The sequence below is a fragment of the Streptomyces sp. NPDC019396 genome (assembly GCF_040632375.1).
GTDB lineage: Bacteria > Actinomycetota > Actinomycetes > Streptomycetales > Streptomycetaceae > Streptomyces.
The window spans coordinates 85070-97866 of record NZ_JBEYBS010000023.1 but is presented as its reverse complement, the minus strand read 5'-3'; the positions used below and the strand labels follow the sequence as shown (position 1 = coordinate 97866).

The 12797-nt window shown below is 70.5% G+C and carries 13 protein-coding genes and 2 pseudogenes; 8 read left to right on the top strand and 7 right to left on the bottom strand.

Annotated elements, in window-relative coordinates; genetic code table 11:
• Positions 1-183 precede the first annotated feature (183 nt).
• Positions 184-867: an HAD-IA family hydrolase gene (locus ABZ532_RS24700; RefSeq protein ID WP_361287697.1), complete on the top strand. Its 684-nt coding sequence runs from the start codon at positions 184-186 to the stop codon at positions 865-867.
• A 129-nt stretch (positions 868-996) separates the two neighbouring features.
• On the opposite strand, the gene ABZ532_RS24695 is transcribed toward ABZ532_RS24700, so the two are convergent.
• Positions 997-1581: a TMEM165/GDT1 family protein gene (locus ABZ532_RS24695; protein WP_361287694.1), complete on the bottom strand. Its 585-nt coding sequence runs from the start codon at positions 1579-1581 to the stop codon at positions 997-999.
• Positions 1582-1797: 216 nt separating this feature from the next.
• A complete protein-coding gene (locus tag ABZ532_RS24690) occupies positions 1798-2595 on the bottom strand; it encodes an ABC transporter permease (protein WP_361287691.1) in 798 nt (265 codons plus the stop codon).
• Positions 2596-2795: 200 nt separating this feature from the next.
• Between ABZ532_RS24690 and ABZ532_RS24685 the strand changes: the two genes are divergently transcribed.
• From ABZ532_RS24685 to ABZ532_RS24670, 4 genes are all read left to right on the top strand, one after another.
• Positions 2796-3449, top strand: coding sequence for an HNH endonuclease family protein (locus ABZ532_RS24685; RefSeq protein ID WP_361287688.1), 654 nt, complete (start codon positions 2796-2798; stop codon positions 3447-3449).
• Between the two features lie 228 nt (positions 3450-3677).
• Positions 3678-5432, top strand: a complete 1755-nt coding sequence (locus ABZ532_RS24680; RefSeq protein ID WP_361287685.1) for an alkaline phosphatase D family protein — start codon at positions 3678-3680, stop codon at positions 5430-5432.
• A 146-nt stretch (positions 5433-5578) separates the two neighbouring features.
• Entirely contained in the window at positions 5579-6052 is a 474-nt protein-coding gene (locus ABZ532_RS24675; protein WP_361287682.1) for a DoxX family protein, read from the top strand.
• Positions 6053-6203: 151 nt separating this feature from the next.
• The gene (locus ABZ532_RS24670; RefSeq protein WP_361287679.1) at positions 6204-6869 is read left to right on the top strand and encodes a VTT domain-containing protein; all 666 of its coding nucleotides are present in this window, start codon (positions 6204-6206) and stop codon (positions 6867-6869) included.
• Here ABZ532_RS24670 and ABZ532_RS24665 read toward each other — a convergent pair.
• Together ABZ532_RS24665 and ABZ532_RS24660 are read right to left on the bottom strand one after the other, a co-directional pair.
• Positions 6838-7086, bottom strand: coding sequence for a DUF2277 domain-containing protein (locus tag ABZ532_RS24665; protein WP_361287676.1), 249 nt, complete (start codon positions 7084-7086; stop codon positions 6838-6840). The two genes, ABZ532_RS24670 and ABZ532_RS24665, sit on opposite strands and share 32 nt — an antisense overlap.
• 46 nt (positions 7087-7132) lie before the next feature.
• Positions 7133-7330 carry a hypothetical protein gene (locus ABZ532_RS24660; RefSeq protein WP_361287673.1) on the bottom strand — a complete coding sequence of 66 codons (198 nt, stop codon included), beginning with the start codon at positions 7328-7330 and terminating at the stop codon, positions 7133-7135.
• Positions 7331-8349: 1019 nt separating this feature from the next.
• Here ABZ532_RS24660 and ABZ532_RS24655 point away from each other — a divergent pair.
• The 3 genes and pseudogenes from ABZ532_RS24655 (at position 8350) to ABZ532_RS24645 (ending at position 10233) form a co-directional block, all read left to right on the top strand.
• A complete protein-coding gene (locus tag ABZ532_RS24655; protein WP_361287670.1) occupies positions 8350-8874 on the top strand; it encodes a MepB family protein in 525 nt (174 codons plus the stop codon).
• Between the two features lie 192 nt (positions 8875-9066).
• Positions 9067-9689: pseudogene (locus ABZ532_RS24650) on the top strand (PASTA domain-containing protein).
• 172 nt (positions 9690-9861) lie between these two features.
• A complete protein-coding gene (locus ABZ532_RS24645; protein WP_361287667.1) occupies positions 9862-10233 on the top strand; it encodes a S26 family signal peptidase in 372 nt (123 codons plus the stop codon).
• 58 nt (positions 10234-10291) lie between these two features.
• Here the strand turns inward: ABZ532_RS24645 and ABZ532_RS24640 are convergent.
• The 3 genes and pseudogenes from ABZ532_RS24640 to ABZ532_RS24630 form a co-directional block, all read right to left on the bottom strand.
• Positions 10292-10925: pseudogene (locus ABZ532_RS24640) on the bottom strand (HD domain-containing protein).
• Positions 10926-11236: 311 nt separating this feature from the next.
• Complete coding sequence (locus tag ABZ532_RS24635; protein ID WP_361287664.1) at positions 11237-11863, bottom strand: maleylpyruvate isomerase N-terminal domain-containing protein; 627 nt, start codon at positions 11861-11863, stop codon at positions 11237-11239.
• A 2-nt stretch (positions 11864-11865) separates the two neighbouring features.
• A complete protein-coding gene (locus tag ABZ532_RS24630) occupies positions 11866-12750 on the bottom strand; it encodes an NAD(P)-binding domain-containing protein (RefSeq protein WP_361287661.1) in 885 nt (294 codons plus the stop codon).
• Positions 12751-12797: the final 47 nt, after the last annotated feature.

Here is a 12797-nt window from a genome sequence, read left to right as displayed (position 1 = left end):
TCGCCTCGTCACCGCACACGCCAACCCCGTCTCCCTGGCTCAGGGGGGCGGGGTTGGCGTTTGGCCGCCATCTTTTGTATCGTGAAAGAACAAAGTGGTTCCCGCCCGTACTCCCTGACCGGCGGGCGGGGACCGCTCTGTCTTCCTTCGCGTTCCCTACGCGCCCGGAGCTGGAGTACGCCGATGCCGGCCACCCACACCCCGTTCACCCACACCCCGGCCGCCCTGAGCGCCCGAGCCCTGCTGCTCGACATGGACGGCACCCTCGTCAATTCGGACAGCGTCGTGGAGCGCGTCTGGCGCGACTGGGCCCTCAGGCACGGACTGGACCCCGCCGCAGCGCTCAAGGTCGTCCACGGCCGCCAGGGCTACGCCACGATGGCCCTCCTGCTGCCGCACCGCCCCATGGCCGAGAACCACGCGGAGAACCGCGAGCTGCTCGCTCTGGAGACCGCCGACATGGACGGGGTCGTCCCGATCGCGGGCGCCCCGGGCTTCATGAAGGCCATCGCGGACCTGCCGCACGCGCTGGTCACCTCGGCGGACGAGCCCCTCGCCCTGGCCCGGATGGGCGCGGCGGGTCTGCCCGTGCCACCGGTGCGGGTCACCGCGGAGTGCGTCGGTGCGAGCAAGCCGGACCCGGAGGGGTTCCTCAAGGGTGCGGCTGAGCTCGGCTTCACTCCGGAGGACTGCGTGGTCTTCGAGGACTCCGAGGCGGGTATCACCGCGGGCCGCGCCGCGGGGATGCGGGTCGTCGGGGTGGGCCCGCGCGCGGGTGCGTTCGCGCCCGACGTGCACGTGGCGGACCTGAGCGGGGTCGCGGTCACCGCTGGCCCCCGCGGCGCGTTCACGCTCACTTTCGCCTGAGTCACTTTCACCCCGGCCCGCCCGACGGCCCCGGGCGAGGCCCTGAGTCGAGGACGGACAGCCCGCACGGGCACCCCCGGACACCCGCTGGACGCCCCGGACGCCCGGGTACGCCCCCACGCGCGGCGGTCACCCCGCGACGGCCTCGTACAGGCTGAACCCCGCCAGCGCGAGCATCAGCCCCGCCGCCACCTTGGTGATCAGCCGCAGCGGCACGTACTTCATCAGGGTCCGCCCGCCCACGATGCCGAGTCCCGCCACCGCCCACAGCGCCAGCACCGCGCCGAGGCCCACCGACAGCGGGTTGTCGTACCGGGCAGCAAGGTTCGCCGTCATGATCTGGGTCAGATCACCGAACTCGGCGATCAGGATCAGCATGAATCCGGCCCCTGAGACCTTCCAGAAGGACTGGCCCGCCGGGGCCTTGATCTTCTCCTCGTCCTCGTCGCCCTTCTTCAGCAGCAGCATCGCCGCGCCCGCGAGGAACAGGATCCCGACGACCGCCTGCACGAGCCGGTGCGGCAGCAGCGTCAGCACGCTGCCCGCGGCGATCGCCAGCATGACGTGCACGGTGAACGCCGCCGCGACTCCCGCGAAGACATACGACGCCTTGTAGCGCGCGCCGAGCATCAGCCCGGCCAGGGCGGTCTTGTCGGGGAGCTCGGCGAGGAAGACGACGCCGAAGGTGATCGCCAGGATCGTGAAGCTGAGCACAGATGCGGTCCTCTGTCGGTGGGGCTCCGCCGCACCGAGGGGACCTGACCTGTCCGGGTCGTTCCGTTTCCGGGGTCGCTTCGGCACGGCAGGACCCCTGAGTGGTCACGGGTCACTGCTGGCCGAAGGTCTCGCTGGCGGGCCGCGCTGGGCGGCGGTCGCCTCCGGGCGCCGGCCGAGGCGAGCTCGGCAGTATGTCGACGTTCCGGCGAAGAGCTACTCCCCTTCCGCTCCTGACAGGGTACGCGACGCCCCCGGCGTCCGAGGAGGGCGCGGTTCCCGGTGCAGCAGCCCCCGCGCCACCAGCTCGAGCACCAGCGCCACCGCGATCGCCTGCACCGCCATCAGCCCCACCAGGACGAACAGCTGCACCGCCCCCGCCTGAAGCGGTGAGGCACCGCCGAGCAGCATCCCGACGAAGGCCCCCGGGAGCGTGACCAGACCCACGGTCCTGGTCTGGTCGAGGCCCGGCAGCAGCGCGTCGGACGCGGCGTCCCTGGCCACCTCCATCCGGGCGTCGCGGTCCGGCAGCCCGACGGCCATCCCCGCTTCCACCTCGCCATGGCGGTGCGCCAGCTCGTCGAGGGCCCGCCGTCCTCCGAGCACGGTCGCGGTGAGCGCCCCGCCGATGAGGATCCCGGTGACCGGGATGAGCGTGATGCCCTTGACCGGGACGAGCCCGGTGAGCAGCAGCACCGCGACGACGGGCACGACACCGGCACCGATGGGCAGTGCCGCGCGCCACCAGGTGCCGTTCGGGGTGATGCGGCGCCCCGCGGTGCGTACGGCGACGGCGTACATCAGCAGCAGGAAGGCGAGCAGCAGGGGGACGGCCCGCACCACCCAGCCGATGAGGAACGAGACCGCGGCGAGCTGCACCGCGGCCCGCAGCCCGGCGACGGCGATCTCGCGGGAACGGCGCGGGCCGAGGTGGGCGAGCGCCGCGACGGTGGCGGCGGCGACCAGGAGCCCGGCGAGTACGACTCCGAAGGTGACGTCGACCGACAGCAGCACGTGTCAACCCTAAGTGGGACAAAGCGATCTGGCGGCCTGTCAATCCGGCGACTGGACCCCTTGATCTGACGTGTCCATGTCGCCACTCTGTTACCTGGCGCCCACATTGCCGCAATCCGCGGGCGCCACGATGTCCCGGGTCCTGCCCCGCAGCAGGGTCCGGAAAACCCTCAATACCCCCCACTTCCACGGGAGTTCGCATGTCCGGTGTCTACGCGCGTCGCGTGTCACGTGCCACCGTCCTCGCCGCGTCCGCCGCGCTCGCCTGCGCCACCACACTGCTCACCGCCCCCGCGGCCAGCGCCGCTCCGCCCACCCCCGTCAGCGCCGCCACGGCCCGTTCGTACCTGGCCCAGCTGACGGTCAAGGCGGAAGGTTCCTCCACCGGTTACAGCCGCGACAAGTTCCCGCACTGGATCACCCAGTCGGGCTCCTGCAACACCCGCGAGGTCGTCCTCAAGCGCGACGGTTCCAACGTCGTCACGGACTCGAGCTGCGCCGCGACCAGCGGCAGCTGGTACTCCCCGTACGACGGCGCCACCTGGACCGCGGCGTCCGACGTGGACATCGACCACGTGGTGCCGCTGTCCGAGGCGTGGCGTTCGGGCGCCAGTGCCTGGAGCACCTCCTCCCGGCAGTCCTTCGCCAACGACCTCACCCGCCCTCAGCTCATAGCCGTCACCGACAACGTGAACCAGGCGAAGGGCGACCAGGACCCGGCGGAGTGGATGCCGTCGCAGTCGTCGTACGAGTGCACCTACGTCCGGATGTGGGTGCATGTGAAGTACTACTGGAAGCTGTCGGTGGACTCCGCCGAGAAGTCCGCACTGCAGTCGGCCCTCAGCTACTGCTGAGGTTCCCGACCGAGGTCCGTGGGCACCGAGGTCCGTGGGCATGGGCCGAGGCCTGTGGTCATGAGCCAAGGCCGGTAGCCGTAAGCCGAGGCCCGCGGTCCCGATCCGAGGCCCACGGCCCTTACCTCGGACCCGCGGCGCCTGACCCAGGGTCCTCAGCACGGAACCGCGCTACCCTCCCCCGTCGTTCTTCCGTACCGTACGGGGCGGCGACGGAGGAGGGCACGCATGGCAGCCGGGCTGCGCCTTGGACCACTACTGCGGCATGTCGACTGGGAGACGGCCGACCGCGCGACCGTCTGGGTCGAGGCCGACCGGCCCTGCACGGCCGAGGTGCGCTGCGAGACGTCCGGGGCCGGGGGCTCGGCCCGTACGTTCCAGATCGAGGGCCACCACTACGCGCTCATCCCGGTGACCGGGCTGACTCCCGGGTCGTCGACGGCGTACGAGGTGTTCCTGGACGGCCGCCGGGTGTGGCCCCTGGCGGACACCGAATTCGCGGAGTTTCCGCCGAGCACCATCCGTACGCCCCCCATGGGCGCGGACGATGTCCGGGTCACGTTCGGCTCCTGCCGCTGGGCGGCGCCGCCGGCCGATGAGCACGACCCGATCGGCCCGGACGCCCTGGACGCACTCGCCGCACGGCTGGCCTTCGACCCCACGGCCGAGCGCCCCGACGTGCTCATACTCCTGGGCGACCAGGTGTATGCGGACGCCACGTCCAAGGCGACCCAGCAGTGGCTGGCGGCCCGCCGCGATCTGAGCGAACCGCCGGGGGTGGAGGTCGCGGACTATGAGGAGTACACCCGGCTCTACGACGAGTCCTGGCTGGACCCCGAGGTCCGCTGGCTGTTGTCCACCGTCCCCAGTCTGATGATCTTCGACGACCACGATGTGATCGACGACTGGAACACCAGCGCCGCCTGGCTCGCCGAGATGCGCGCCACGGCATGGTGGCGGGAGCGCGTGGTCAGCGGGCTGATGTCGTACTGGGCGTACCAGCACCTGGGCAACCTCTCCCCCGCCGAGCTGGAGACCGACGAGGTGTACGCCGCCGTCCGGGAGACCCCCGACGGGACCGACGCCCTGCGGGCCTTCGCGGCGCGCGCGGACAACGATCCGGCGTGTGTGCGCTGGAGCTACCGGCGCGATTTCGGCCGGACCCGGGTGCTGATGGTCGACACCCGCGCGGCCCGCGTCCTGGACGAGGACAAGCGGGCGATGCTCGACGCCGAAGAGGCGCGCTGGCTGCGCGAACAGGCCCTCGACGGGAAGGCCCTCGCCGGGGAGTCCGTCGAGGGGGAGGCCGCCGCAGAGGAGGCCGGGACACCCGGCCCGTACGACCATCTGCTCATCGGGACCTCGCTGCCCTGGCTGCTGCCACCGGCCATCCATGACGCCGAGAGCTGGAACGCGGCGCTGTGCCGCGGCGAGCGGGGCCCGCGCTGGGCCCGATTCGCCGAGGACCTGCGAAGACGGGCGGATCTCGAGCACTGGGCGGCGTTCCCCGCGTCGTTCGACGAGCTGACCCGGCTCATCGCGGAGGTGGGCAGCGGCCCCGGGGCCCCGGCGACCGTGTGCGTACTGTCCGGTGACGTCCACCACGCCTATGTGGCGGAGCCCGTGTGGCCGGACGGGGGCCCGGACTCCCGGGTGCTGCAACTGACGTGTTCGCCGGTGCACAACGCCATCCACGCGTCGGTGCGGATGGGTTTCCGCTTCGGCTGGAGCCGGGCCGGGCGGCGGCTCGGGCACGCACTGGCCCGGCACGGCAGGGCCGGGCGGCCGGTCATCGACTGGGAGCGTACGGGCGGCCCGTGGTTCGGCAACCAACTGATGACCCTGGCACTGCGGGGGCGCGCGGCCGATCTACGGCTCGAACAGGCGCAGGCGTTCGGGAAACGGGCGGAACGCAGGCACGCGGATCGCGCCCATACGCGCATCGTGACCGTGGACGAGAGGAATCTCTCGAAAGGCCCCTGAGCCTCCCCTGATGCGCGGTACAGCACTGGCTGAATACGGCTTGAGCAGCACAAACTGGCCTGATGTTGAACTTGCAAGCATTGCTTAGGTCCGCCTAACTTGGTGTGCCGATCGGTTTCACGTCCCCAAACCGAAGGAGTCACCCCATGGCCACCAGAGCGCTTTCCTCGCGGCTGAATCAGGCCCAGCCGTATGTCCTCGGCCTGTTCCGTATCGTCATCGGCCTGCTGTTCACCTGCCACGGAGCCCGCTCGCTCTTCGGTGTCCTCGGCGCGGAGGCCGCCGGCGGCACGGCCCCGACCGGCGCATGGCCCGGCTGGTACGCGGCCCTGATCGAGCTCGTCTGCGGCAGCCTGATCCTGGTCGGCCTGGGCACCCGCGCCGCCGCGTTCCTCGCCTCGGGCGCGATGGCGTACGCGTACTTCTCGGTGCACCAGTCGGCGGCCCTGTTCCCCATCCAGAACAACGGCGAGCTGTCCGCGGTGTACTGCTGGGTGTTCCTGCTGCTGGTCTTCACCGGCCCGGGCGCGCTGGCGCTTGACGGGTTGTTCGGCGGCTCACGGGGCAAGGACGCGCAGCCCGTGAAGCGTTCGGAAACCAAGGAGACCGTCACGGCGTGACACGTTCAGGCCACACGCGCGTCCGGGCCCGGTGCACAGACACCGGGCCCGGAGCCGTTTCCGGTGTTTGTCCACCCCCTGTGGATCTCGCCCCGCAGACCCGGCGTACGCTGGGTCGCTGTCTCTGACTAGGGGAACTCGGGGAGTCCAGGTGCTCGACAGTCTGGGGCTGCTGACCGGCAGCCCATGGATCTACGCCGTGGTGGCGCTGTCCGTACTCCTGGACGTCTTCCTGCCCGTGCTGCCCAGCGGTGCGCTGGTGATCACCGCCGCGACGGCCGCCGCCGCGGGCACGGCCACTGCCCCCGCGGGCGCCGTCGGTCAGGTCCCGCCCCAGGACGTGCCGTCGCTACTTGCGCTGCTGCTCTGCGCAACCACGGCTTCGGTGCTGGGCGACCTCGTCGCCTACCGGGTGGCCTGGCGCGGCGGGGAGCGCCTGGACAGGGCGATCGCCCGGTCACGGCGGCTGTCGTCCGCGCAGGAACGTCTCGGCAAGGCACTGGCGCGAGGCGGTGGCCTGCTCGTGGTCATCGCGCGCTTCGCCCCGGCCGGCCGCTCGGTGGTCTCTCTCGGCGCCGGTGCCGCGCACCGCAGGGTCAAGGAGTTCCTGCCGTGGTCCGCCCTGGCCGCCGTGGCGTGGGCCGGCTACAGCGTCGGCCTCGGCTATGTAGGCGGCCAGTGGCTGGGGGCAACCTGGGTGGGCGTGGCGGTGTCGGTCCTCGCCCTCTTCGCGGCGGGCTCCCTGGCGGCGTACGTCATGCGACGCCCGGGGACGACGCCTCCGGCTACGTCCGCGACTCCGACGGGGACCCCGTAGCGGGCTTCCCTCCGCGCACCTCGAGGCTCCCCAGCAGGGCGAGGGTCGCCTCCGTGATCTCGTCGACGGCCCGCTCGAACACCTCCCGGTTGTGCGCGGCAGGCGCCCGGAAACCGGAGACCTTCCGCACGAACTGGAGGGCCGCTGCCCTGGCGTCCTCCTCGGTGGCCTCATGAGGGAGAACGGGCGGCCGGAGGGTCTTGATGCTGCGACACATGCCTCCAGTGTGGGCCACCGCTCGCCGGGCACACAGGGAGCGGGCGCTATGCGGCGTCCGGGACCTCTCCGTCCCGCGCCGACGCGGCTTTCACCGCCGCCGCCCACTCCACCAGCAGCCGCTGGTACGCGGCCTCGTCCACTGACGACAGCCGACCCCCGGAACGGGCCCAGAGCGCGCGGATCTCCGCGTTCACCACGGCGGCGGACCGCACGGAACCAGGCTTGCGAAGGTCGGGGGACATATACACAAGGCTACGGCTCCCCACTGACAATGGACGCCCATAGGCCACGTTGGTGACGGACACCATAGTGACGGAGGCCACGAGGTCCAGGCGGGCGACGCGTTCGCCGTCCGGTGACCGAGCCGGAAAGGGCGGCCGGGCTGTGCCGACCGCCGTCCCCGGGCGAGCGCGGTGCCGACATGGACCCTGACGGTCCCCGGAGTGTCGAGGGACGCGTGGTTCGGTGGGTCCGCCGGCAGGCAGGCGCCCCGAGGCGCCGCACACTGGCGACGAGAGCCGCCCCGAGCCCACCGTTGCGGAGGGGGCATTCGGTGTCCCTCTGAACCTGCCGGCGATGGTCCGTTCCCTCCACGGTGACGAGACGTGCGTGCGGTCCCGGCGGTCCGTCGCATACGGGCACGAGCCGCCACCGGCACCAGCGGGCCGGCCAGGGCCCTTGGCACGGCCCCTCGACGCGGTCGGGCAGAGGCGACGCGTTCTCCATCGGGTCACGACAACTCCGTTGAGCGGCCACGTGCGATGGCGGTCGGGCTCCGGCTCCACCTCGTGCAGTCCCCCGAAGGGGTGGGCTGCCCGGGTACGCACCACGATCCACCGGCCGACGCACCACGCTGAGCATGACCCGAAGGAGAGCCGCATGGTGCAGCAGCCGCCTCAGTGCCCCCAATGCCCCGCCCACCCGTCGCTCTGGAAGGACGCTTCCCGTACTGCCCCCGGTCACGAGGACCGTTGGCAGTGGTACTGCGCCGGATGCAGGAGACGATGGGCGCCGACTTCCGCGCAGAGACTGACGTTCACCCATGGGACACCGAGACGGCAGGCCGGCGCCCTGCGCTAAGCCTTGTCTCCGACGGCAAGCCGAGTGGTTCGGCGAGGACGACCTCTACCCGGGCATCCGCTCCACCCTCGCCGCGCTCGCGAGGCCGGCCCGCTGGGCCGCCGGCTCCAACGGGGGCGCTGGCGCTGAGCGAACGCGATCACTCGACAGGGCGTTCCGGGAGGGATGGCAGGATGTCAGGATGGCGACGAATCAGCCGTGGACGCACGTTCACGGTGACCTGCTGGCGGCGAAGACATCGGTGTACGACCCGAGTGGTTTTGCCTGCTCACAGCCGGTACCCGAGCCGGAGAGCGCCGAGTACGCAGCCTGCGGTTTCACACTCGACGGGTTGTCGACCAGGTTCCGCGTGGCCAGGACCACTCCGACGAAGGTCGGCCAGTTCGTCACCGTGTGGCAGCGATCCACAGAAGGCCCGATCCGGCCTTTCGATGCCGGTGACGGGGTTGATCTCTTCGTCATCAGCAGCCGCGACAGCGGCCACTTCGGACAGTTCGTGTTCCCGCGAGAGGTGCTGTGCGCGCGTGGCATCGTGTCCCGGGACGGCATCGGCGGGAAGCGGGGGTTCCGCGTCTATCCGCCGTGGGTGACCACGACCAGTCGTCAGGCTTCCAGCACCCAGGCGTGGCAGGTGAGCCACTTCCTGTTCCTCGGGGAGGGCGGGCCTGTCGACATGGCGCGCGCCCAAGCCCTTTACCACCCGTAGCTGCCGCCCCTGCCGTTCCTCGGCGGAGCCGGACCAGCAGGCTTCACCGGTGTGGGACGACGGAGTTCGCGAAAGCCCCGCCGCACGCATACAGCACAGGCCCACCCGATGCGGTGAGCCTTCGCGAATCCCCCCACACCACAGCTCCCTGGGTGTCACGATGCCCCTACAGGCAACAGCCTATGGGGGACCATGCGCAACCACACCACCGCCGCTCTCGCCGCAGCGACACTCCTGGCCTTGACCGGCTGCAACGACACCACGAGCCCGCCCGCCGGTTCGGCGCCCCGGGCCACCTCCAGCGAGGCGAACCCCGGAGAGCCCACCGACGAGAGCAAGACCAAGCAGCTCGGGAACTTCGTCGGCATGGGGCTCCAGTCCGCACAGGACAAGGCCCAGGAATCCGGGTTCTTCAGCCTCTCCTCACACGACGCCCTCGGCCGCGGCCGGAACCAGGCACTCGACCGGAACTGGAAGGTCTGTTCCCAGACACCTCAGCCTGGCACCCCGCCTCCACGAAGATCGATTTCGGGGCAGTCAAACTCGAAGAGACGTGCCCAGTCCGGGACAAGGGTGACGAGCCGCAGGCTGCCGGTGCCACGATGCCCGACTTCAGGGGCAAGTCGGTCAAGGTCGCACGCCAGACACTCGACTCGTCCACCAGCCTCACCGTCAATGACGCGTCGTCCGAAGACCGCATGGTCCTCGTCGAGTCGAACTGGCAGGTCTGCGCCCAGTCTCCGAAGGCAGGCGCCGCACTCACCGGCCAGCCCGTGACGTTCACCGTGGTCAAGTTCGACGAGGCCTGCCCCTGATCCACCCTTGAACCGGCCCGGCCGCTCACCCCCGTGGCGGCCGGGCCTTCCCACGTCGTCCGGCTGCGACCCCGGCGCTGGTGGCCGCATCAGGCAACGTGCGCCTCACTGATGGAGCACGGAGCGGTAAATCGGTGGGGTGGGTGCGGGGGAAACTGCCACGATCAGCGGAATGGGTGCATTGGATGCAGTGGCAGGCAGGGTTGCCGGCGGGGCCACCGTGACGTTCCGTCCCAGCGGCTCCTCGATGGTCCCGCTGATACGCAGTCGGCAGCAGGTGGTCGTCGTTCCTGTCGACCCGTCGAAGCTGGAGGTCGGAGACATCGTCCTCGCCCGCGTCGCCGGGACGGTCTACCTGCACTTGGTGTCGTCGGTGGACCCCGCCAGGAAGCGGGTGCAGATCAGCAACAACCGTGGCCGCGTCAACGGCTGGACCAGCCACGAAAGGGTCTTTGGTATCTGTGTGGCAGTCGACGGCGTCACCCGGTCAGGAGTCGTGGGCAAGACGCTCGTGGCCAACTCCGGTGACTCTTCCAGAACCTGACGCTCCAGCGGCAGCGGGCCGCCAAGCGGTGCGGATGGCGGAACGAGTGCGTCGGGCTTCAGGCCGGGGGCTGTTCGCCCAGCGCAACGCGTAGCCAGTCCAACGGCCCCTGGGACAGCAGTTCGTCCGCCAGGCGCTGGCCCGACTCCGTGACGATGCGGCGGCGGCTGTTGTCGACCCACCGCTGGGCACTATCCCTGCGATCTGTATTCCAGCCCCTGGAGCATGCATTCCAGTTTGTCCGCGTCCCGCGCGCAGATGGCATCGCGCGAGTCCTTGGCTTCGTACTCCCCTACGAGGTCGCGGACCATCGACGCCAGGCTCTCGGGCATTTCGCCCACCTGGTCTGCCGTCACAGCCTGCGGGTCGGCATCGGTGGAGTGCTTCTTGCCGAGGTGGTTCACATCGCCGGTGCGGGTCTCCTGCGAGTCGTGCCACACCGCGAGGAATGCAGCGCGGGCGGGGTCGGCCCCTTCCAGTTTCGCGATAATCGACGCGATCAACGAGGTACGCCAGGAGTGTTCGGCGACTGTCTCCGGGTCGCGTACCCCGGCCATCCACCAGCCCGTGCGGCGTGTCTGTTTGAGCGTGCCCGCCTCGTACAGGAAGCGCGCCACCCCGGCCAGGTCATCAGCTACAGCTGGTCTCCTCTCATGCCTCGGCGAGGCGCATCGCGTACCGAACGTTCTCAAGCTCACGGCGGGCTCTCGCCGACAGCACTTGGCTATCCAACATCACCGGGAGTCGATCTCATAAGGCCCGGCTGCCACCGCTGGACCGCAAGAGGGCTGGGCGGATTGCGAGCAGCGCCCACAGGGTGTGGACGTTGAGGTCGACGAATCCGTGGTCAGGACTGAGCCCGCGGATGAGGTGGTACAGGAGCTTCTCTCCGGGCCAGATGCCCGGGTCTTCGGTCGCGATGAAGCTGCACGTGGGCGGGCCTCGCCGATCCAATACGCCCAGTATTCGACGCTGAGGATATGGCCCGCCAGGTGCGAGCGGGTCAGTGTACGGTGCCGTCCCACTGCCAGTCCGCGCTCCGGGGCCGTCCGGGAAGCGGGGCGCGGCCGGTACACCACAGCAGCGTGTCGGACGGGCGGTGCCCGGAGGGGGCGTTGGGGAAGAGGCGAGCCAGGACGGCGGTGCTGGTGTCGTCGGGCGGGGCCCAGGGGAAGCCGAGGGCGCGGGTGATGTCGTAGGAGTGGACGGCCAGTTCGGTAATCCCCATGGCGGCGAAACCGGTGGCGTCGGAGTGGCCCCAGGGGTGCCAGGCCCGTACGTCCGCAGCTGTGTCGCGGACGGTGGAGGTGAGGAGGGACGCGGCGATGCGGAGGCCGTCCAGGCAGGCAGAGATGGGGGCGTGGGGGTCGAGAGAAGCGAAAAGAGTGACGTAACGGTCGACGGGGCGGGCGATGAGCAGGCCCGCGTAGCCGGTCAGGCCGAGGGCGAGGTGGTCCAGGGTCTGGCGGCAGGTCCAGTCAAGGCCATGGGCGAGGCGCGACCAGTCCTGGTCGGCTCCCTTCTGGAGGGCGGCCAGGCAGTCGTCGGTGGCGGTGGCGAGCAGGTCCGTCCATCGTGGGGTGGTAGCCGGAGGGGCCGGCACGGGAGCGGTGGTGGCTGTCGGGCCCATGGTCATTTGCTGTCCGCCGGGTTCTTCAGGACTTCGATCACGCTCGCGTAGCTGTCGGAGCCGTGGCCTGCGGCCCGGGTCCGTTCCATGGCGGCTTTGAGGAGTTCGGGCAGGGCGTTGTCGATGCCGCGGGCCGCCGCGGCGTGGAGGAGATGGTCGATGGCCGCGATCTGTACGTCGACGGTGGCGTCGTCGCCCGGGTAGTGGCCGGCGTCGACCTGGGGCGCGTAGGTGGTCAGGAAACCGGCCACGGCGCTCAGCCAGCGGATCGCGACGCGGGTAAAGGCCGTGGCCTCTGTCTCCTCCGCGCCGACCAGTGCAGTGCCGTGCAGCCAGCCGGTCATGGTGGACCACATCAGGCCGAGCAGGGCGGCATCGTAGAGGGAGGCCAGGCCCGGGTCCGTGCCCAGGTGCAGGGGGTCTCCCAAGGACGCCAGTGTCGGACGATGTGCTTCGAAGACGGTGTCTGAACCGCTGTAGAGGAACATCCTCTCGGGGTTGCCGACCCCCGGCGGGGTGGTCATGATCGCGCCGTCCAGGTAGTCGGCGGCATGTGAGCGGGCCCATGCGGCGGCTTCGTGGGCCTGCTCCGGGGAACCGGAGGTGAGGTTGACCAGAGCCTTGCCCGCCAGGGAGCCCGCGGCGGGGTCGAGGGCGAGGTGCAGTGCTTCGTAGTCCAGTACGCAAGCGATGATCAGCGGGCTCGCAGCGATCGCCTCTTCGGCTGTCGCGGCCAGCTGGGCGCCTCGGTCGACCAGCGGCTGCGCTTTGTGCGCCGAACGGTTCCACACGGTGGTCGCGTGGCCCCGCTCCAGCAATACGGTGGCCAGCGCCGAGCCCATCGAGCCCAATCCGATGACGGTCACGGCCGAGCGATCGAAATCCATGCCTCAACTCCCTGTCTGTCCCGCACCTGGCGGGTGATCACGTACGC